This is a genomic window from Cellulosimicrobium sp. AB352, assembly GCF_049538415.1.
Taxonomy (GTDB): domain Bacteria; phylum Actinomycetota; class Actinomycetes; order Actinomycetales; family Cellulomonadaceae; genus Cellulosimicrobium; species Cellulosimicrobium funkei.
The window spans coordinates 249,866-269,425 of record NZ_JBMVFX010000002.1 but is presented as its reverse complement, the minus strand read 5'-3'; the positions used below and the strand labels follow the sequence as shown (position 1 = coordinate 269,425).

General features: G+C 74.7%; 20 protein-coding genes and 1 tRNA gene. 12 read left to right on the top strand and 9 right to left on the bottom strand.

The window, feature by feature from the left end; translation table 11 throughout:
• Positions 1 to 3: 3 nt before the first annotated feature.
• Positions 4 to 357 (bottom strand): hypothetical protein, encoded by a 354-nt coding sequence (locus tag ACPCUX_RS02770; protein ID WP_137280098.1) that lies wholly within the window; start codon positions 355 to 357, stop codon positions 4 to 6.
• Positions 358 to 479: 122 nt separating this feature from the next.
• Here ACPCUX_RS02770 and ACPCUX_RS02765 point away from each other — a divergent pair, with 122 nt between their 5' ends.
• On the top strand, positions 480 to 1,250 hold the full coding sequence (locus ACPCUX_RS02765) for a methyltransferase domain-containing protein (protein ID WP_171467566.1): 771 nt from the start codon (positions 480 to 482) through the stop codon (positions 1,248 to 1,250).
• A 49-nt stretch (positions 1,251 to 1,299) separates the two neighbouring features.
• Here the strand turns inward: ACPCUX_RS02765 and ACPCUX_RS02760 are convergent, their stop codons facing one another.
• From ACPCUX_RS02760 to ACPCUX_RS02740, 5 genes are all read right to left on the bottom strand, one after another.
• Entirely contained in the window at positions 1,300 to 2,319 is a 1,020-nt protein-coding gene (locus tag ACPCUX_RS02760) for an adenosine deaminase (protein ID WP_034654722.1), read from the bottom strand.
• A 101-nt stretch (positions 2,320 to 2,420) separates the two neighbouring features.
• A complete protein-coding gene (locus tag ACPCUX_RS02755; protein WP_255438041.1) occupies positions 2,421 to 3,086 on the bottom strand; it encodes a response regulator in 666 nt (221 codons plus the stop codon).
• A complete protein-coding gene (locus ACPCUX_RS02750; RefSeq protein ID WP_423388117.1) occupies positions 3,083 to 4,405 on the bottom strand; it encodes a sensor histidine kinase in 1,323 nt (440 codons plus the stop codon). The genes ACPCUX_RS02755 and ACPCUX_RS02750 overlap by 4 nt, the downstream gene beginning before the upstream one ends.
• The gene (locus tag ACPCUX_RS02745; protein WP_043656145.1) at positions 4,392 to 5,249 is read right to left on the bottom strand and encodes an ABC transporter permease; all 858 of its coding nucleotides are present in this window, start codon (positions 5,247 to 5,249) and stop codon (positions 4,392 to 4,394) included. Before ACPCUX_RS02745 ends, ACPCUX_RS02750 begins: the two co-directional genes overlap by 14 nt.
• Entirely contained in the window at positions 5,246 to 6,262 is a 1,017-nt protein-coding gene (locus ACPCUX_RS02740; protein WP_423388116.1) for an ABC transporter ATP-binding protein, read from the bottom strand. Before ACPCUX_RS02740 ends, ACPCUX_RS02745 begins: the two co-directional genes overlap by 4 nt.
• A 205-nt stretch (positions 6,263 to 6,467) precedes the next feature.
• Between ACPCUX_RS02740 and ACPCUX_RS02735 the strand changes: the two genes are divergently transcribed.
• The 5 genes from ACPCUX_RS02735 to rplA all read left to right on the top strand — a co-directional run bounded on the left by ACPCUX_RS02735 (position 6,468) and on the right by rplA (position 9,311).
• Positions 6,468 to 6,540, top strand: a tRNA-Trp gene (locus tag ACPCUX_RS02735).
• Between the two features lie 106 nt (positions 6,541 to 6,646).
• Positions 6,647 to 6,928, top strand: a complete 282-nt coding sequence (secE, locus tag ACPCUX_RS02730) for a preprotein translocase subunit SecE (RefSeq protein WP_031316181.1) — start codon at positions 6,647 to 6,649, stop codon at positions 6,926 to 6,928.
• 114 nt (positions 6,929 to 7,042) lie between these two features.
• Entirely contained in the window at positions 7,043 to 7,882 is an 840-nt protein-coding gene (gene nusG, locus ACPCUX_RS02725; protein WP_389299356.1) for a transcription termination/antitermination protein NusG, read from the top strand.
• Between the two features lie 96 nt (positions 7,883 to 7,978).
• Entirely contained in the window at positions 7,979 to 8,410 is a 432-nt protein-coding gene (gene rplK, locus ACPCUX_RS02720; RefSeq protein WP_021482529.1) for a 50S ribosomal protein L11, read from the top strand.
• Positions 8,411 to 8,594: 184 nt separating this feature from the next.
• Positions 8,595 to 9,311: a 50S ribosomal protein L1 gene (gene rplA / locus ACPCUX_RS02715; protein WP_423388115.1), complete on the top strand. Its 717-nt coding sequence runs from the start codon at positions 8,595 to 8,597 to the stop codon at positions 9,309 to 9,311.
• A gap of 116 nt (positions 9,312 to 9,427) precedes the next feature.
• On the opposite strand, the gene ACPCUX_RS02710 is transcribed toward rplA, so the two are convergent.
• From ACPCUX_RS02710 to ACPCUX_RS02700, 3 genes are all read right to left on the bottom strand, one after another.
• The gene (locus tag ACPCUX_RS02710; RefSeq protein ID WP_423388114.1) at positions 9,428 to 10,726 is read right to left on the bottom strand and encodes a glycosyl hydrolase family 18 protein; all 1,299 of its coding nucleotides are present in this window, start codon (positions 10,724 to 10,726) and stop codon (positions 9,428 to 9,430) included.
• Positions 10,727 to 10,936: 210 nt separating this feature from the next.
• Complete coding sequence (locus ACPCUX_RS02705; protein ID WP_423388113.1) at positions 10,937 to 11,491, bottom strand: hypothetical protein; 555 nt, start codon at positions 11,489 to 11,491, stop codon at positions 10,937 to 10,939.
• Positions 11,488 to 11,895 (bottom strand): DUF4383 domain-containing protein, encoded by a 408-nt coding sequence (locus ACPCUX_RS02700; protein ID WP_021483202.1) that lies wholly within the window; start codon positions 11,893 to 11,895, stop codon positions 11,488 to 11,490. The genes ACPCUX_RS02705 and ACPCUX_RS02700 overlap by 4 nt, the downstream gene beginning before the upstream one ends.
• Before the next feature lie 354 nt (positions 11,896 to 12,249).
• Between ACPCUX_RS02700 and ACPCUX_RS02695 the strand changes: the two genes are divergently transcribed.
• The 6 genes from ACPCUX_RS02695 to rplL all read left to right on the top strand — a co-directional run bounded on the left by ACPCUX_RS02695 (position 12,250) and on the right by rplL (position 19,199).
• Positions 12,250 to 12,885 (top strand): RNA polymerase sigma factor, encoded by a 636-nt coding sequence (locus ACPCUX_RS02695; RefSeq protein ID WP_034653623.1) that lies wholly within the window; start codon positions 12,250 to 12,252, stop codon positions 12,883 to 12,885.
• Complete coding sequence (locus tag ACPCUX_RS02690) at positions 12,882 to 13,379, top strand: hypothetical protein (protein ID WP_034653625.1); 498 nt, start codon at positions 12,882 to 12,884, stop codon at positions 13,377 to 13,379. The genes ACPCUX_RS02695 and ACPCUX_RS02690 overlap by 4 nt, the downstream gene beginning before the upstream one ends.
• A 145-nt stretch (positions 13,380 to 13,524) precedes the next feature.
• Entirely contained in the window at positions 13,525 to 15,312 is a 1,788-nt protein-coding gene (locus tag ACPCUX_RS02685; RefSeq protein ID WP_423388112.1) for a S8 family serine peptidase, read from the top strand.
• A gap of 11 nt (positions 15,313 to 15,323) precedes the next feature.
• Positions 15,324 to 17,894, top strand: a complete 2,571-nt coding sequence (locus tag ACPCUX_RS02680) for a CHAT domain-containing protein (protein WP_423388111.1) — start codon at positions 15,324 to 15,326, stop codon at positions 17,892 to 17,894.
• 268 nt (positions 17,895 to 18,162) lie between these two features.
• Positions 18,163 to 18,693, top strand: a complete 531-nt coding sequence (rplJ, locus tag ACPCUX_RS02675; protein WP_024840304.1) for a 50S ribosomal protein L10 — start codon at positions 18,163 to 18,165, stop codon at positions 18,691 to 18,693.
• A 113-nt stretch (positions 18,694 to 18,806) separates the two neighbouring features.
• Positions 18,807 to 19,199: a 50S ribosomal protein L7/L12 gene (gene rplL / locus ACPCUX_RS02670; protein ID WP_024840305.1), complete on the top strand. Its 393-nt coding sequence runs from the start codon at positions 18,807 to 18,809 to the stop codon at positions 19,197 to 19,199.
• Positions 19,200 to 19,560: the final 361 nt, after the last annotated feature.

Below are 19,560 nucleotides of genomic sequence, written 5' to 3'. Positions count from 1 at the left end.
GCCTCACCCGTCGCCCCGGTCGGGGCCGTCGCGGTCGTCGTCCTGGTCGTCGGTCGCGTCGTCGTCGGGGTCGTCGCCCGAGTCGTCGTCCGAGTCGTCGTCCCGGTCGTCGTCGCTCGACGGCGGGGCGGGCGTGACGCGGTCGTCGTCCGTGTCGTCGCCGTCACCGTCGTCGTCGGTCGGGCTGGGCGTCGGGGCCGGCGTCGTCGGGGTCGCGGCCGGGGGAGCGGGCGTCACGACGACGGCCACGCCGACGTCGCGGTCCTGCGGCCGCGCGGCGAGCGCGCCCGCCGCGGCGGCGCCGGCGAGGACGAGCACGAGCGCCCCCACGAGCCACGCGACGGTCCGGCGAGTCATGGACCCAGTATCGGAGAGCCGGATGAGACGCACATGAGAGTCCGCGCGACGAGCCGGGAGGACGTGTGTATCTTGATGTCAAGATTGTTGACGTCTAGATACTGCGACAGGACGGAGTCGTCATGCCACGCGACTGGGACCCTGCCCTCTACCTCCGCCACGCCGACGAGCGCACGCGCCCGATGGCCGACCTCGTGGCACGCGTCCCCGTCGACGCGCGCACGGTCGTCGACCTGGGGTCCGGCCCCGGCCACCTGACCCCGCTCCTGCACGCGCGCTGGCCCGACGCCGCGATCACCGGCATCGACGCGTCGCCGGCCATGGTGGCCACCGCCCGGCGTGACGCGTCCGCCCCCTGGGTGCGGTACGAGCTCGCGGACGTGCGCTCGTGGGCGCCGCCCGCGCCCGCCGACGTCCTCGTGAGCAACGCGACGCTCCAGTGGGTGCCCGGTCACCTCGACCTGCTTCCCCGGCTCGCCGACCACGTCGCCCCGGACGGCGCGCTCGCGTTCTCCGTCCCCGGCAACCACGACGCGCCGAGCCACCGGCTCCTGCGCGAGCTCGCCGCCCGACCCCCGTACGCGGCGCACGCCGCGGGCGTCGAGCGCCCCGCGGCGCACGATCCCGAGGTCTACCTCGACGCGCTCACCACGCTCGGCTGGACCGTCGACGCCTGGGAGACGACGTACCTCCACGTGCTCCACGGCCCGGACCCCGTGCTGCGCTGGGTCTCCGCGACGGGCGCCCGTCCGGTGCTCCAGGCCCTCCCCGACGACCTGCGCGACGCGTTCGTCGCGCAGTACGCCGCCGCGCTGCGGGACGCGTACCCGGAGCGCGGCGCAGGCACGCTCCTGCCGTTCCGTCGCGTCTTCGTCGTCGCGACGCGCGCGTGACCGCTCGCGTCAGCCCGCCGATCCCCGGCGGCCCGCACGCACGCGGGCGTCAGCCCGCCGCGAGCCAGTCGTCCACGCCCGCGAGCAGCCGTCGCTTGGTGCCCGACGACGCGCGGCTCGCCCGGATCGACGACCGCGCGAGGTCGGCGAGCTCCGCGTCGGAGAACCCGTGCTCGCGCCGCGCCGTCTCGTACTGCCCGACGAGCCGGGACCCGAACAGCAGCGGGTCGTCCGCGCCGAGCGCGACCTGCGCGCCCGCGTCGACGAGCGCGCCGAGCGGGACCTGCCCCGCCTCCTCGTAGACGCCGAGCGAGACGTTCGACGCCGGGCACACCTCGAGCGCGATCCCCCGGTCCACGACGTCGTCGAGGACGCGCCGGTCCTCCGCCGACCGCACCCCGTGGCCCAGGCGGTCCGGGACCAGCTCGCGCACGACCTCGTGCACGTGTCCCGGGCCCAGCAGCTCGCCGCCGTGCGGCACCGACGCGAGGCCCGCCCGCCGCGCGATCGCGAACGCGCGCGCGAACTCGGCCGTGTCGCCGCGCCGCTCGTCGTTGCTCAGGCCGAACCCCACGACCTCGCCCGCGCCCTCGCCCGCGTACTGCGCCGCGAGCCGCGCGAGGGTCCGCGCGTCGAGCGGGTGCCGCGTGCGCGACGCCGCGACGACCACCGCGACCTCCGTCCCCGTCGCGGCGCTCGCGGACCGGGCGGCGTCGAGCACGATCTCCACGGCCGGGGTGATGCCCCCGACGAACGGCGCGTACGACGTCGGGTCCACCTGGATCTCGAGCCGCCCCGACCCCTCCGCGGCGTCGTCCTGCGCCGCCTCGAGCACGATGCGCCGCATGTCGGCCTCGGACCGCACGCACGCGCGCGCCGCGTCGTACAGGCGCTGGAACCGGAACCAGCCGCGCTCGGTGGGCGGCAGGCGCAGCGGGTCGCCGTCGACGAGCGCGTGGGGGAGCCGCACGCCGTACTGCGTGGCGAGGTCGCGCAACGTGTCGGGCCGCATGGACCCCGTGAAGTGCAGGTGCAGGTGGGCCTTCGGGAGCGTCGCCAGGTCTCGCACAGCGGGAGTCTGTCACGAGCGCCCGGCGCCCGCCGTCGGGCGCGGGACGACTGCGGCGCAGGTCCCGCCGCAGGTCGGGGTGCCGACGGCGCCCGCGCGCGTCACGCCCCGGGGAGGAACCCGCGCTGCATCGCGACCGTCACGGCGGCGGTGCGGTCGTCCACGCCGAGCTTGGCGAAGGCCCGCAGCAGGTGCGTCTTCACGGTCGCCTCGGCGATGAACAGCTCGCGTCCGACGGCCGCGTTCGACAGCCCGCGGGCCACGAGCCGCAGCACCTCGACCTCCCGGTCCGTGAGCCGCTCCGTCCCGCGCACCGACGTCACGAGCCGCGTCGCGACGCTCGGCGCCAGCACCGTCTGCCCCCGCGCCGCGGCGCGCACGCCCGCGACGAGCTCCTCGCGCGGCGTGTCCTTGAGCAGGTAGCCGGTGGCGCCCGCCTCGACGGCCCGCAGGATGTCGGCGTCGGTCTCGTAGGTCGTCAGCACGACGACGCGCGGCCCCGCCGCCCTGCGCCCACGGCCCGGTGCACCGAGGATCGCCGCGGTCGCGCCCACGCCGTCGAGCACGGGCATCCGCAGGTCCATGAGGACGACGTCGGGCGCCAGCTCGCGCGCGAGCTCCACCGCCTGCGCGCCGTCGCCCGCCTCCCCGACCACCGCGAGGTCGGGCTCGGCGGCCAGCATCCCCACGATGCCCGAGCGCACGACCGGGTGGTCGTCGACCACGAGCACCCGCACCGCGCCGTCCCGGCCCGTCGTCCTCGTCACCGCACCGCTCCTCGCCTCGTCGGGGCCGTCCGGCCCGTGCCCACGCCCGTCGCGGGCAGCCGCACCGCGACGCGCGTGCCCCCGCCCGGCGCGGGCCCGACCTCGAGGCTGCCGCCCTCCGCGGCGACGCGCTCGCGCATGCCTCGCAGACCGTAGCCCTCGGCCGCGTCGGCGGGCAGCCCGCGACCGTCGTCGCACACCTCCAGGAGGGTCCCGTCCGCGTCGCGGCGCAGCACGACCCGCACCGCGCCCGCCCCGGCGTGGCGCCGCACGTTCGTCAGCGCCTCCTGGGCCGAGCGCAGCAGGACCACCTCCTCGGCGCTCGACAGCCCCGGGACGTCGTCGGCCGCGAGCTCCGTGCGCGTCCCCGTCTCCTCGGTGAAGCGCGTCGCGAGGCGGCGCAGCGCCTCCCCGAGCGTGCTGCCCTGCAGCGGGGCCGGCGCGGAGGCCGCGACCAGCGCGCGGGCCTCGGCGAGGTTGTCGCGCGCCGTCGACTCGACGAGCGCGAGGCGCTCGCGCGCCGCGTCCGGGGCGCCCCGGTCCAGGTCGGCGCCCGCGGCCTGCGCCAGCATGACGACGCTCGTGAACCCCTGGGCGAGCGTGTCGTGGATCTCCTGGGCGACCCGCTCGCGCTCCGCGAGCACGCCCGCCTCGTGGTGCGAGCGCGCGAGCTCGGCCTGCGTCGCGCGCAGCGCGTCGACGAGGCGCTCGTGCCGCTCCGACTGCCGCATCGTGTGCGCCGTCCACAGCCCGAGGCTCAGCGCGAACGCGAGCGCGACGCCCATCTGCGGCGCGGCGCTCGCGAGCTCGTCGGGCTCGACGCGCCCCGTCGCCGGGTCGAACGCGAGCGCGAGCGCGGTGCCCGCCGCGAGCGCGACGCACAGCACGACCTGCGCCCAGAGGTGCTCCGAGAGCATCCAGATCTGCGTGAAGACGGCGAACAGCAGCAGCGTGCCGAGCGCGTCCTGCCCGACGACGACGAGCGTCCCGGCGATCGCGACGACGAGGTAGAGGTGCGCCGGCACCTGGGCGCGCGTGCGGGCCGCGCGCCGCCCCCACGCGAGGTAGGCCAGGAGGATCGTCCCGAGCGCGGCGAGCGACACGAGCAGGGCCGTGCCGGCGACGCCCGCGGTGAGCAGCGCGAGCGCGCTGAGCACGACGATGACGTAGAACGCCACGTCCCACCAGCGCACGTCGCGCGCCCACGTGCCGTCGAGCTGGGCCGTGGCCGCACCGTCCCCGGCCCCGTCCTCGCCCCCGGCCCGGTCCCCGGCTGCCGGGAGCCCGCCCGCGGGCGACGGCGGGTCAGCCGTCGTCACGGCGCCGCCACCGGAACGACCGCGCGCCCACCACGAGCCCCAGGACCAGCCATGCGACCAGTACAGCAGCGGTCGCGCCGTGCTGCCACGACCCGGACGGCTCGAGCGCCGCGGCCTGCTCGGGGAGGAAGACCGAGCGCATGCCCTGCGCCATCCACTTGAGCGGGAACACCGAGGCGACGGTCTGCATCCACGCGGGCAGCGCGAAGAACGCGAAGAAGACCCCGGAGATGAACTGCAGCACGAGCACGACGGGCGTGACGACCGCCGTCGCGGACCGGCCCGAGCGCGGCAGCGACGAGAACGCGACCCCGCACACGGCGCCCGCGGCGCACCCGAGCACGAACACCCACGCGAACGTCGTGAGCCGGGTCGCGGCGTCGGGCATGTCCCAGGGCATCGGGACGTCGTACACGACGGCCGCGAGGAGCAGCAGGAGCGCCGTCTGCACGATCGAGGTCGCGAGGACCAGGCCCACCTTGCCGTAGAAGTACGCCGACGCGGGCAGCGGGGTCGCGCGCAGGCGCTTGAGCGCGCCGTCGTCGCGCTCGACCGCGATCGAGATCGCGAGCGACTGGAAGCTCGTGAGCATGACGCCCGTCGCGATCATCCCCGGCAGGAAGTACTGCGCGAAGGGCACGGAGTAGCCCGCGTCGCCCTGGTCCTGCCCGTCGAACACGGTCGCGAAGATCGCGAGCATGATGAGCGGGTACGTGAAGATGAAGACGACCGCGTCGCGCTCGCGGAAGAACCCGCGCAGCTCGGCGCGCGTGCGCTCGACGCCGAGGCGGGCGGGCCCGGGCAGGGCGGCGCGCGGTGCGCGCGTGGTCGGGGCGACGGTCACGGTCGGGCCTCCTCGGGGACGACGACGGTCGCGTCGTCGGGCGTGCGGGCCGCGGCGGGTGCGCCGGGCCGGTCGGGGGCGGGCGCCGGGCCGCTCGACGCGGCCGGCTCGCCGATGAGCTCGAGGTAGACGTCCTCGAGGCTCGGGCGTGTCACCTCGAGCCCGGGGACCTCGCCGTCGGGGTACCGCGCGGCGAGCGCCGCGACGACCGCCGTGGGGGAGTCCGTGCGCTCGGAGCGCCGGGTGCCGCCGTCGAGCCACCGCACGACGGGGCGGCGCGCCTCCGCGCCCCCGAGACGGTCGGGCGCGTCGAGCGCGACGACCCGCCCCGACCGCACGACGGCCGCGCGGTCGGCCAGGTAGGCCGCCTCGTCGAGGTAGTGCGTGGTGAGCAGGATCGTCGTGCCGTCCTCGCGCAGCGACCGGACGAGCGCCCAGAACGCGCGGCGGGCCTGGGGGTCGAACCCCGTCGTGGGCTCGTCGAGGAACAGCAGCTCCGGCCGGCCGACGATCCCCAGCGCGACGTCGAGCCGTCGGCGCTGCCCGCCGGAGAGCTGGCGCGTGCGCGTGCGGGCCTTCTCCCGCAGCCCGACGGCGTCGATCACCTCGTCGGGGTCCCGCGGCGTCGGGTAGAACGTCGCGAAGTGCCGGACGAGCTCGGCGACCGTGAGCTCGGCCTGGTCGCGCGAGTCCTGGAGGACGACGCCGAGGCGCGAGCGCCAGGCGCGGCCCGCGGACTGGGGGTCCTCACCGAGCACGCGGACCTCGCCCGCGTCCCGGCGGCGGAAGCCCTCGAGGATCTCGACCGTGGTGGTCTTCCCGGCGCCGTTGGGGCCGAGGACCGCGAAGATCTCGCCGCGCTCGACGCGCAGGTCGATGCCGTCCACGGCCTGCTTGGGGCCGTAGCGCTTGCGCAGGCCGCGCACGTCCACGGCCGGTCCGCTCTGCCCGGCGCCGGCGCCGGGGCCGGAGCCGGCGCCGCGGGGGCCGGCGGGGAGGGGTGTCGTCGTCATGGGACCAGCGTGTCGGCGCGGGGCCCCGGCCCGCGACGCCCGTTCGTCCGGACCTCGTGTCCACCGATCGGTGGACGGTGGTTCGACCAGGGGCGCCGCGTCGCGTACAGTGATCCCTCGGTGGTTGACGCCCGCCACGCTGGTCCGCGCCCGTGAGACGACTTTCGTCCGGGGAGCGAGGCCGTGCGAGGCGCCGTCGGCACGAAGGGTAGTGGCGCAATTGGTAGCGCAGCGGTCTCCAAAACCGCAGGTTGCAGGTTCGAGTCCTGTCTACCCTGCACGGCGTGGCTCTCGCGGGACCTTCCCGGGATCCGCGCGCGGCCCGACACCGGGTCGCACCGAGGGTTCGAGCAGGTCCCGTACGTGAGCGATGGGGAAGATCGAGTGAGCGAATCGCCGTCAGAGGCCGTGGGCGCAGGCGGTGCACGCGCCGACGAGGTGAAGAAGAAGGGCGGTCCGTCCGCGGACAAGAAGCCCAACGTCTTCGCGCGCATCGCCCTGTTCGTGCGCCAGGTGGTCGCCGAGCTCCGCAAGGTCGTCACGCCGACGCGGTCCGAGCTCATCACCTACACGACGGTGGTCCTCGTCTTCGTGGTCGTGGTCATGGCGTTCGTGACCGTCCTCGACCTGGGGATCGGCCAGGCCGTCCGGTGGGTCTTCGGCTAGCGCACGACCTTCCCCGGCCAGGCCGGGTCAGCACGGCAGCCGGCGCCTCTCGGGGCGCCGTCGGCGCTTCCAGAAGAAGTCTTCGAGCAGTTCGTTGAGAAAGCAGGTTCGTTCGTGTCCCAGGAGTCGCTGGACCAGACGGAGAACGTCGACCCGACGCAGCCCGAGGGTGCCCAGGACGACGTCGACGAGACCACGGACGTCCCGGCGGTCGACGGAGCCGACGAGGCCCTCGACGCCGCTGACGAGACCGACGACGACGCGACGGACGACGCCGCTGACGAGACCGACGACGCGTCGGACGACGACGAGGCCGACGAGGTCCGCCCGGCCGACGAGGACGGCGACGTCATCGAGGACCCGGTCGCGGAGTTCAAGCGCACGCTGCGCTCGCAGCCGGGCGACTGGTACGTCATCCACTCCTACGCGGGCTACGAGAACCGTGTGAAGGCCAACCTGGAGAACCGCATCCAGAGCCTGAACATGGAGGACTACATCTTCCAGATCGAGGTCCCCATGGAGGAGGTGGCCGAGATCAAGAACGCGCAGAAGAAGATCGTCCGACGCGTGCGCATCCCCGGCTACGTCCTCGTGCGCATGGACCTCACCGACGAGTCGTGGGGCGCCGTGCGCCACACGCCCGGTGTCACCGGCTTCGTCGGCCACACCCACCAGCCGGTGCCGCTGACGCTCGACGAGGTCTTCTCGATGCTCGCGCCGATGCTCACCCCCGCCCCGGAGGCCGGCAAGCCCGCGCAGGCCGCGGCGAAGGCTCCCGTCGAGGTCGACTTCACGGTCGGCGAGTCGGTCACCGTCACGGACGGCCCGTTCGACACGCTGCCCGCCACGATCTCCGAGATCAACGTCGAGAACCAGAAGCTCAAGGTCCTCGTCTCCATCTTCGGCCGGGAAACCCCGGTCGAGCTGTCGTTCAACCAGGTCGCCAAGATCTGACGCGCGGGCGGCCCGAGCCGCCCCGCGTGAGCGCAGTACTGCAACCGGGTCATCGCCCACGGCGTCGGCCCACGAGAAGAAAGCCAGGGAAGAGTCATGCCTCCCAAGAAGAAGGTCTCCGGCCTCATCAAGCTCCAGATCCAGGCCGGTGCGGCGACGCCCGCGCCGCCGATCGGCCCCGCGCTCGGTCAGCACGGTGTGAACATCATGGAGTTCTGCAAGGCCTACAACGCGGCGACCGAGTCGCAGCGCGGCAACGTCATCCCCGTCGAGATCACGGTCTACGAGGACCGCTCGTTCACCTTCGTGACGAAGACCCCGCCGGCGGCGGAGCTCATCAAGAAGGCCGCGGGCGTGCAGAAGGGCTCGGCGACGCCGCACACCACCAAGGTCGCGAAGATCACCGCGGACCAGGTGCGCGAGATCGCCCAGACCAAGCTCGAGGACCTCAACGCGAACGACCTCGATGCCGCGTCGAAGATCATCGCCGGCACGGCCCGCTCGATGGGTATCACCGTCGAGGGCTGAGCAGAGCGAGCGCGGAGGTAGGACGAGCGCCAGCGAGTCCTGCCGGAGCGTGAGCGGCGCTCAGCCCGAGCAGACCATGCATCGGGCCGAGCGTGGCAACATCGGAAGTGTCCGTCCACGACCGTGGGCGGCAGTGGCAGGGTCCGCGCGGACCCGCTGACCACGACTGCAGAAGGAGAAGCAGATGGCAACGCGCAGCAAGGCGTACCGCAACGCCGAGGCGAAGATCGACCGTGAGCGTCTCTACGCGCCGCTCGAGGCGATCCGTCTCGCCAAGGAGACGTCGACCGTGAAGTACGACGCGACCGTCGAGGTCGCGTTCCGCCTCGGTGTCGACCCCCGCAAGGCGGACCAGATGGTCCGTGGCACGGTCAACCTCCCCCACGGCACGGGCAAGACCGCCCGCGTCATCGTCTTCGCGAACGCGGCGAAGGCGGAGGAGGCCCGTGCGGCCGGTGCCGACGAGGTCGGCGGCGACGACCTCATCGAGAAGGTCGCCGGCGGGTACACCGACTTCGACGCCGCCGTGGCGACGCCGGACCTCATGGGCAAGGTCGGTCGTCTGGGCAAGGTGCTGGGCCCCCGTGGTCTCATGCCGAACCCGAAGACCGGCACCGTGACGATGGACGTGGCGAAGGCCGTGTCGGACATCAAGGGCGGCAAGATCGAGTTCCGTGTCGACAAGCACGGCAACCTGCACTTCATCATCGGCAAGGTCTCGTTCGACGAGAAGGCGCTCGTGGAGAACTACGCGGCGGCTCTCGAAGAGGTCCTGCGTCTCAAGCCGTCGTCCTCGAAGGGCCGGTACATCACCAAGGCCACGCTGACGACGACGATGGGCCCCGGCATCCCGCTGGACCAGTCCAAGACGACGAAGCTGCTCGAGGACGACGCCGCCTGACGGCAGTCCTCCCCGCGGACGGTCCTCCGTCCGCACCACGCACGACGGCGCGGCACCCGACCAGGGTGCCGCGCCGTCGTCGTCTCAGCAGGTCGCCCGAGGGTCCGCCGGCCGGGTCAGCAGGCGCCGAGGTCCTTCCAGACGCCCCACTGCCCGCTCTGCGCGGGGTTCTCGTTGGTGGTCCACCACTTGGCCTCGTAGGTGCGGCCCTGGTGGGAGACGCGGGCGCCACCGGTGTAGACGGCGGAGGCCGACCACGCGGTCGCGGTGCAGGTCCCGGGGTTGGTGGGGTTCGTCGGGTTGGTGGGGTTGGTGGGCTCGGTGGGGTTGGTCGGCTCCGTGGGCGTGGTCGGACCGCTCGCGAGGCGGCCGCCGATCACGGACGCGACCTGGTAGCCGTTGGTCTTGTCCCAGTTGATCGACCAGGTCATGACGCCGCCGATCTTGCCGTACGGCTTCGCGGGCTTGAAGGCGCCGCAGCCGGTGCCGACCTCGAGGCAGTCGACGGCCTTGACGACGTTCGCGAGCGGCTGGTAGCCGCCGCCCGCGGCGCGCGGCACGGCCGGGACGCCGATGCCCACCTGGTCGGGGCGCAGGCCCATCTCGAGCTGGATGCAGGTGAGCGCGGTGAGGAAGTCGACCGTGCCCTGCGAGTAGACCTGCTGGTTGCAGCCCATCATCGAGCCGGAGTTGTAGTACTGGGTGTTGACGATCGTGAGGATGTCCTTGATCGCGAGGGTGAGCTGGTAGTACCCCATGCTCGTCGCCTGGTAGTCGATCGTCTGCGGCGCCATGGTGAGGATCAGGCTCGGACCGACCTTCGCCGCGAGCTGGTGGAGGGCGCTCGACATGTACGTGGCGTTGATGCCGTGCTCGAGGTCGATGTCGACGCCGTCGAACCCGTACTTCTGCATGAGCGCGTACGTGGTGTCGGCGAAGTTCTTCGCCTCGGTCGCGTTCGAGACGATGACGTTCCCCTTCTCGCCGCCCACGGAGATGACGACCTTGCGGCCCTGGGCCCGGATGGCCGCGACGTCGGCCTTGAACTGGGCCTCGGTGTAGCCGCCGAGCTCCGCGCTCGCGAGGTTGAAGGTGATGCCGCCGGGGGTCCCGGCGAGGTTGTCCGCGAACGCGATCGCCACGAGGTTGTACGCCTGGGGGACCTCGGACAGGCGCATCGTCACGGAGCCGTTGTCGAAGTTGTGCCAGTAGCCGGTGAGCCACTGCGTGCTGCCCGACGGCGCGGCGGCGCTCACGGGAGCGGCGGCGGGGGCGGCGGACGGCGCCGCGGCGGTCGCGGGCGCGGCCGCGAGCGCGCCGCCCGCGACGACGGTCGCCGCGGCGACGACGGACGCGAGGGCGCGCAGCGCGCGCCCGGTGAGGCCGCGCGTGCGGCCGGGGAGGACTGTTCTCACGGAGGTGCTCCTCGTGCTCGGGCGGGGCGCGTCGTCGCGCCTCGCCGGTCCGCACCCGCGGTGTGGGTGCAGGGGTCGCTCCCGACGCTAGGCCCGGTGCCCGCCGCGCGGCATGAGGGATTCCCCGGAACTTCGGACCCCGCGGTTACGGGAGAACTCGTACCCTCCGGGAGGCGTGGCGCCGCTCCGGGCGCAGCCGCCGTCGGGCCCTCACGGCGCGGTGCCGGGGCCGCCGTCGTGGGCCTGGCCGTGACTCGGCAGGTGCCCCAGGGCGGGCAGGTGGGACCCGTGCGGGACGGCGTGCCGCGCGGCGTCGGTCCCGCCGAGACCGAACGTCGCGACGGCGGCGACCACGACGGACACCGAGAACAGCGCGACGAGCCGCGCCCCGGCGCGCGGCGGCGGGCCGTCGGCGGGGACGCGCGCCGGTCGGGCGAGGACGCACGCCGACGCGACCCGCAGGGCGGCCGCGGCGGCCGCACCCGCGGAGAGCGGCACGCCGGACACGACGGGCACGGCCACCCCGGCGACGGTCGCGACGAGGAGCAGGGCGATCCCGAGGCGCGGGACCGCCGTCGGGCGCCCGGGCCGCGGTCCGCGGGCGAGGAGCACGAGCGCGACGACGAGCTCCCCGGCCCCGGTGGCCAGCGCGAGCAGGCCGGACGGCGCCGGGAACGCGCCCCGGACGAGCCCGAGGTCGACGATCCCGGCGCCGAGCAGCGCGAGCGCGGCGCCGACGCGGCCGGTCGGGACGGGCGTCGTCATGCCGTGACGGCGCGGCCCGCGTCCTCGCGGTCCGCGGCGAGCCCGACGCCGAGGAGCAGCAGCGCGCTGGCGAGGTGCAGCACGTTGTCGGCGCCGTTGAGCGCGATGATGTTGGCGCCGGTGTCGACGAGGAACAGCCCCACCACGCCGACGAGGAGGTACACCGCGCCGATCGCGACGTTCGTGCCGCGCGCGGCCCGGACGCTGCGCGACGCGAGCAGCAGCGCCGCCCCGATGCCGAGGTGGACGATGTTGTGCAGGGGGTTCACCTCGAACAGCAGGAGGTTGCGGCCCTCGGTGGCGGCGAAGCCGACCCCCGACGTCACGACGAAGCCGGCGAGGCCGACCAGCAGGTAGACGGTGCCGAAGACGGCTGCGAGCAGGCGGTTCGGGGACGAGGTCATGGTGGTCTCCGCTCGGTGGTCGCGCGGCCTCTCCGCGCGTCGCCCCGGGTTCGGAGCGGTGCGCGATCCGGACGGGTCCGCCGGTGCGGGTCCCGGACCGGGATCGCTCCGGACGGAGCAGACCGCGATGTATCAGACGGGCGGTCCGCCCCTCTCGTCCGGGTGGAGGAGCGCCGACCGGACGCTCCCGCCCGTGTGCCGGAGGGACGAGATGCGACGCAACCGCACGAGCCGGGAGGGGTGTGACCAGTGACGATGGTTGTCGACCCCACCGGCCCGGCCGTAGAATCAGGCGCTTCCGGGGACCCCCCGCTGATGCCTGACCGGACGAGCGTGCCGAGGACAGTGCGCCCCATGACCAGAACGACCGACGAGGTGGCCGACACCGGCGAACCGGGCCTCAGCCTGGGGGACCGGGGCGCGTTCGCGCTCCTGGAGTACCGCGACGGCCGCCCGGAGGCGCTCGGGGACTTCGTCCGCGAGGCGTCCCCCCTCCTGTGGCACACGGTGCGCGCGCAAGGCGTGGAGCGCGAGCAGGCCGACGACCTCGTCCAGACGGTGTGGGTCGCGCTCGTGCGCAACGCGATGACCATCAAGGAGCCGCACGCCGTCCTCAAGTGGCTGCTCATCACGGCCAAGCGCGCGGCCTGGGAGGCCGTGCGCAAGCACCGCGACGAGGCCCGACGGCGCACCGAGCTCCCGGACGACACCGACGAGGGCGTCCCCGAGCTCCCGTCGGGCGACCCGACGCCGGACGTCGAGGTGCTCCGCAACGAGCGCGACCGCTCCCTCTGGGCCGCGCTCGACCGGCTGCCGGAACGCTGCCGCCAGCTCCTGCACCTCGTGTCGCTCGCCGACCGTCCGGACTACAAGGCCATCTCGGCCGCCATCGGCATGCCCGTCGGGAGCATCGGCTCCACGCGGGGCCGCTGCCTCGCCAAGCTGCGCGACATCATCGACGACCAGGGGGAACCGTGGGAAGCATCATGAGCACCGAGCCGACGCACAGCCCCGACGAGCCGCTCGACGCCGTCGACCTCGCCCTCCTGGCCGACCTCGCGCGGATCGCCGAGGAGATCGACCCCGTCCCGGACGGCCTCGTCGAGCGGTCGCTCTTCGCGATCACGCTCGCCGGGCTCGAGGCCGAGGTCATGGAGCTGGAGTACGTCCAGGCCCCCGCGACGTCCGTGCGCGGCGACGCGCCGCCGGTCGAGGCGCGCACGATCACGTTCACGTCCGAGTCCGTCACGGTGATGATCTCGCTGTCCCCGACGGACGACGGCCGCATCCGCATCGACGGCTGGGCCGCCCCCGCGACGGCGCTGCGCGTCGAGCTGCACCGCCCCGGCGTGGTGAGCGAGACGACGAGCGACGACGACGGCCGCTTCGTCTTCGAGGCCGTCGACCGCGGCCCGGCGAGCCTCGTGGTCCGCCGCGCCGACGGCGCCGGCGGTGCCGTGAGCACGCCGGTCGTCGAGCTCTAGCACCCGGTGGGCCGCCGGCGACGCCCGCGGCCCACCGACCGCAGCACCACCAGCAACCCTTCCCCGCGCAGCGGTGCGCGGGCGGCCGCCCGTCGACGACGACGCGCGCGGTACCGGACGAACGTCATCTCCCGAGGAGGAGCACGTGAGCGAGACCCCTGAACCCCCCGCCGCGGCGGACCCCGGCTTCTTCGGCGACCGGCCGAGCCGGCTCCAGTGGCGCACCCGCACGATCGACCCGGTCGCCGCGCAGCGTCGCGCCGGGCAGCAGTCCCCGCACCCGACCTGGTACGTGGGCGACCGGATCCTCATCCCCGAGTCGCCGTTCGACCGCGAGGGGAACCGCTCCCTGCGGTGGCTCGAGCGCGCGGCCGAGCGCCTCCGCCTTCGCGTGGAGGTGCAGCAGGAGAGCATCGACGACGCCGAGCTCGTGCGCGAGGCCGACCTCGACCCGGAGACGACGACCGACCTGCTCCGCACGTTCGGCTACTCCGTGCGTCTGCGCTACCGCGACGACACGCAGGGGGAGCTCCCCGACGCCTGGCGCCTCGTCGAGGAGCTGAGCGGACGACTGTGCCCGGACGACCGGCACAGCCCGCGGCTCGCGCTCGACCACATGGTCGCGCCGACCCCGTTCATCGGCGGCCAGCCGTACACCCAGCCGTTCCCGTACACGCAGCCGCACCCGTACACCCAGCCCCATCCCTACACGCAGCCGCACCCGTACACCCAGCCCCATCCCTACACGCAGCCGCACCCCTTCGCGGGCACCGCGGAGTACTCCCTGCCGGGCTCGGGCGGCCGCACGCCCGTGAGCTGGATCGGGCCCGTGCCGCGCCGTGCGCTGCCCGCGGGGGACACGCCGTGGGTCGCGGGCGACGGCGTCCGTCGCCCCGTCGTCGCCGTGCTCGACACCGGCGTCGGCGAGCACCCGTGGTTCGACGACGACCTCGAGACGCGCGGCACGATCGTCGTGCGCGACCCCGAGCTGCTCGGTCAGCCGCTGTCGACCCTCCCGCCGACGGAGTACCCGTACGAGGACCCGGAGATCGGCGGCGTGTCCGTCTCGCCCCTGACCGGTCCTCTCGACCCCGTCGCGGGCCACGGGACGTTCATCGCGGGCCTCGTGCACCAGCTCTGCCCGGACGCCGTCATCCTCGCCCCGCGCCTCTACGGCGGGTCGGGCATCGTGCCCGAGCGCGACCTGCTGCGGACGCTGCGCCGCGTGCTCCTGTGGCACGTGCTCGGCCTGGCCGGTCGCGACGGCTACGCGCCGATCGACGTCCTCGTGCTCTCGCTCGGGTACTACCACGAGCGCCCGGAGGACGCGGACTTCGACGCCCCGTTCGGAGCGCTCATCCGCGCGCTGCGCCGGTACGGGGTCATCGTCGTCGTGTCGTCGGGCAACGACGGCCAGACCCGCCCGACCTACCCCGCGGCGTTCGCCCCCCGCATCAACCGGAAGGCGGAGCCGCCCGTGCCGCTCGAGGGGGTGACGCTGCTCCTCGACGAGCCGCCGGTCCTCACGGTCGGTGCGGAGAACCCCGACGGGACGGTGTCGCTCTTCAGCAACGACGGCCCATGGATCACGTGCACCCGCCCGGGCGCGGCCCTCGTGTCCACGATCCCGCGCACGATCGACGGCGCCGTCGCGCCCACGCGCCACGTCCAGGAGCTGTGGGGCCCGGGATACCGCGCCACGATCGACCCCGAGGGGTTCCAGGGCGGGTTCGCGACGTGGAGCGGGACGTCGTTCGCGGCACCCGTCCTCGCGGGCGAGCTCGCGGCCTCCCTGCTCGAGCGGATCGCCGACGACCCGACGGACCCGGGCGTCCTGGAGCCCGGCCAGGGCGCGCCGGACCGCTGCGCGTGGCTGTGGCCGTCCATTACCCTGGCGACGGGTCTGGTCCCGACCCCGGGTGACGACGCATGAGGTGATGAGCGGTGGTGCGCAGCGGCCGGGAGGTGCTCGAGGCCCGACTGGCTGCTGCGCAGGCCGTGAACGCGCGCGGCCAGCACCGGCGCGCGAGCCGCGCGTTCGCGCAGATCGTCCAGGACGTCGACGCCGCGGGCGGGGGCGCGAGCCGGGACGACGCCTATCTGGCCGCGCGCGCCCTGCTGGGGCTCGCGCTCGCCGAGTTCGAGCTGACGGGCGACGTCGACGGCGCCTACGAACGGCTCGCCGAGGTCGAGGCGCGCGGCGCCGCGCTGGCCATGCGCGACCTGGCGCTCGTCGTACGGTCGCAGCGCGGGCTCCTGCGGCTGCGGACCGGTGACGTCGCCGCCGCGCTGGACGAGATGGAGACGGCGGCCGAGGTCATCGACGACGCGCGCCCCCTCGACGCGGCCGTCCTGCTGCTCAACCTCGGCTCCCTGCGCCTCGAGCTGGGCGACGCCGAGGGGGCGAGCCGCGACCTCGACGACGCCGTCCACCGGGCCACCGCGCTCGGGGACCAGCTCCTGGTGTCCAAGGCCCGGCACAACCTCGGGTACGCGGAGTACCTGCGCGGCGACCTGCCGGTCGCCCTGCGCGCCATGGACGAGGCCGCGGCGCAGGCGCCGGACCGGCACGCCGCCGTCGGGCTCATCGACCGCGCGCAGGTGCTGCTCGACGCCGGCCTGCTCACGGAGGCGGACGAGGCGCTGAGCGAGGCGCGCGAGCACCTCTCCCGCTACCGCATGCTGCGCGACCTCGCGGAGGTCGAGCTGGTCCGGTCGCGCGTCGTGCTCGGCCTGCGGCGGTACGCCGAGGCGCGGCGCCTCGCCCGCTCGGCGTCGCGCCGGTTCGACCGCCTCGGCAACAGGCCCTGGGTGCTGCGCGCCCGCGTCGCGGAGCTCCAGGCGGCGCTCACGGAGCACCGCGCGACACCCGTGGGCCCGGCGCGCGCCCGTCGGCACGCGACCTGGGCGCTCGACCTCGCGCACGACGGCGAGACCCTGGGCAGCGTCTCGGGCCTCGGGATCAAGGTCCCGGCGCAGCTCCTCGCCGTCGAGTGGCTCGTGTCCGCGGGCGACGTGCGCGGGGCGCAGGAGGTCCTGCGGGCCGTGCCCCCGCGGCTCGGCCGCGCGCCGCTCCCCGTCCGGCTCCAGCACGAGGCGGTCCTCGCGCAGCTCGCGTTCGTGGCGGGCGACCGGCGTGCCGGCGTCCGCGCCGTGCGGCGGGGCCAGGCGGCGCTCGCGGACCACCGCGCGCGGCTGGGGTCCGTGGACGCGGTGACGGCGTCCGCGGTGCACGGCGTGCGGCTCGGCAACGTCGACGTCGAGGCGGCGCTGCGCACCCGGCGCCCCGGGACGATCTTCGACGCCGTCGAGCGCGGCCGGGCGGCGTTCGCCGGGACAGGCCGCGTGCGCCCGCCCGCGGACCCGGTCCTCGCGGACCTCCTCGCCGCCGCCCGGCGCGAGGTCGAGGCGGCCCGCGCGCTGGGGGCGCCCTCGGACGCGGCCAGCCTCGCGCGCCGGCAGGACCACCTCCAGGCGGCGCGGCGCCTCCAGGACGACGCACGACGGCGCTCCTGGCAGCACGGGGGAGGGGCCGCCGCCCCGGTCCCCGCGTCGGAGCGGCGGCTGCGCGCCATGCTGGCCGACGCCGGGTCCGACGCGGTCGTGGCCGACCTCATGCTGGACGGCGACGACGTGCTCGCCGTCCGCGTCAGCGCCCGGGGCTCCCGGCTCGTGCGCCTCGCGTCGCGCGCGGCGGTCGCCGAGCAGGTGCGCCGTGCGCGCGCGGACTTCGCGGTCCTGTCGAACGTGCTCATCCCGGTCCCCATGCGCGAGGCCGCGGTCGGCTCGCTGTCCCGGACGCTGGCCGCGCTCGACGACGCGCTCGTCGTCCCGCTCGAGGCGGACGGCGACCTCCACGTCGCTGCCCGCGACCTGCTGCTCGCGCTGCCGTGGGCCTCGCTGCCCTCGCGGCGCGGGCTGCGCACGTGGGCGAACTCGTGGGTGGACCTGCGCGTCGGCGAGCCGGTGCGCCGGGCGGACGAGGCGCTCGTCGTCGCCGGACCGGGCCTGCGCTTCTCCGGCGCCGAGGCGAAGCTCGTCGCGTCCGTCTGGGAGGGTGCCGAGGCGCTCACGGGGGAGGAGGCGACGTGCGAGGCCGTCGTCGACGGGCTGCGCACCGCGGGGGTCGTGCACCTGGCCGCGCACGGCACGCACGAGACCGACAACCCGTTGTTCTCGTCGCTGCGGCTCGCCGACGGTCCGCTGTTCGCGCACGAGCTCGACGGGACCGACCTGCACGGCGTGGTCGTCGTGCTGTCGGCGTGCGAGGTGGGGCTCTCGACGCCGCGCATCGGCGGCGAGTCGCTCGGCCTGACGAGCGTCCTGCTGCGGCTCGGCGCCCGCGCGGTGATCGCGAGCGTGGCCCCGCTGCGCGACGACGTCGCCGCCCGCGTCATGCCGTCGCTCCACGCCGAGCTGCGCGACGGCGCCATGCCGGGGACGGCGCTCGCCCGGGCCGTGGCCGACGAGCCCGAGCCGGTGCCGCTGGTCTGCTTCGGCCCGCTGGTGCTCTGACGGCACGGGCCGCGGTTTGGAGCACGCGCCGTCGTCCCGTACGATGAGCGTGTACCCAAGACCGCCGGTCGTCCGACGCTGCCCGCAGACTCCGTCTGCAGGACGTGACGGACCGAAGTCCCGCCCACGAGGTGGAGGCCAGCGCAGGTAGCGAATCGACGACGTCCGCCCGGCCCCGCCGCGCGTGCGACTGCGAGCCCCGCGCCTGCGCGGGGCTCTTTCTCGTTCCGGGACGGACGCCGGTGGTACCACCACCGGAAGGATTGCCATGGCGAGGCCGGACAAGGCAGCCGCAGTCGCCGAGATCTCGGAGAAGTTCCGCGACTCGAACGCTGCCGTGCTGACCGAGTACCGCGGGCTCACCGTCGCGCAGCTCAAGCAGCTGCGTCGGTCGCTCAGCGGCAACGCAACCTACGCCGTGGTGAAGAACACGCTGACCGCCATCGCGGCCAAGGAGGCCGGTGTCGAGGGACTCGACGCCGACCTGCAGGGTCCTTCGGCCATCGCCTTCGTCACCGGGGACCCGGTCGAGGCAGCCAAGGGTCTGCGTGACTTCGCCAAGGCGAACCCCGCGCTGGTCATCAAGGGCGGTGTCCTCGACGGGCGCCCCCTGACCGCCGCGGAGGTCACGAAGCTCGCGGACCTCGAGTCCCGCGAGGTCCTGCTGGCCAAGGCGGCCGGCGCGATGAAGGCCAAGCTCTTCCAGGCTGCCTACGTCTTCACCGCGAACACCGCCCAGGCCGCCCGCGTCATCGATGCCCTGCGTCAGAAGCAGGAATCGGAGGGCGCTGCCGCCTGATCCCGTGACCGGGCTCGCCCGGTCCCGCGACCGACGCAGCGCAAGCACAACACCCCGCTTCTGGCAGGCCCGCCCCGGGCCGCTGCCGAGCACCGACCGAAAGGAACGCCATCATGGCGAAGCTCAGCACCGACGAGCTCATCGAGCAGTTCAAGGGCCTCACCCTCATCGAGCTCAACGAGTTCGTGAAGGCCTTCGAGGAGACCTTCGAGGTCACCGCCGCCGCCCCCGCCGCCGTCGCGGTCGCCGCCCCCGCGGGTGGCGCCGGTGGCGACGCCCCGGCCGAGGAGGAGAAGGACGAGTTCGACGTCATCCTCGAGGCTGCCGGCGACAAGAAGATCCAGGTCATCAAGGAGGTGCGCGCGCTCACGTCCCTCGGCCTGAAGGAGGCCAAGGACCTCGTGGACGGTGCCCCGAAGCCGGTCCTGGAGGGCGCGAACAAGGAGACGGCCGAGAAGGCCAAGGCTGCCCTCGAGGGCGCCGGCGCCACGGTCACCCTCAAGTGATCCCACCGGTCCCGTCCTGACGGGACCGGTCGCACGCCGCACGAGGCCCGCACCCCGCCCGGGGTGCGGGCCTCGTCGTTCCCCGGGGGCGGCGCCGGGCGGGCGGGAGGGCCCGGGGGGCGGCCCGCGGCGTCGCGCGGCGTCGCGCGGCGTCGTGGGGCGACCGGGATCCGACGGCGTCGGCGCACCGGCTTCACGGAACGGCCACGAGTGTGCCACCATGTGCGGGTCGACGACGCAGGACAGCGAGGTCGACAGCAGCAGGTGCAGGGCCCGCACGGCGGGCCGGAGGGCGGGCGACGAGGCCCGTGCGAGTACCGGCGAGGCGCGCAGCGTCCGGGGCCGGGCGGGGGAGTGTGCC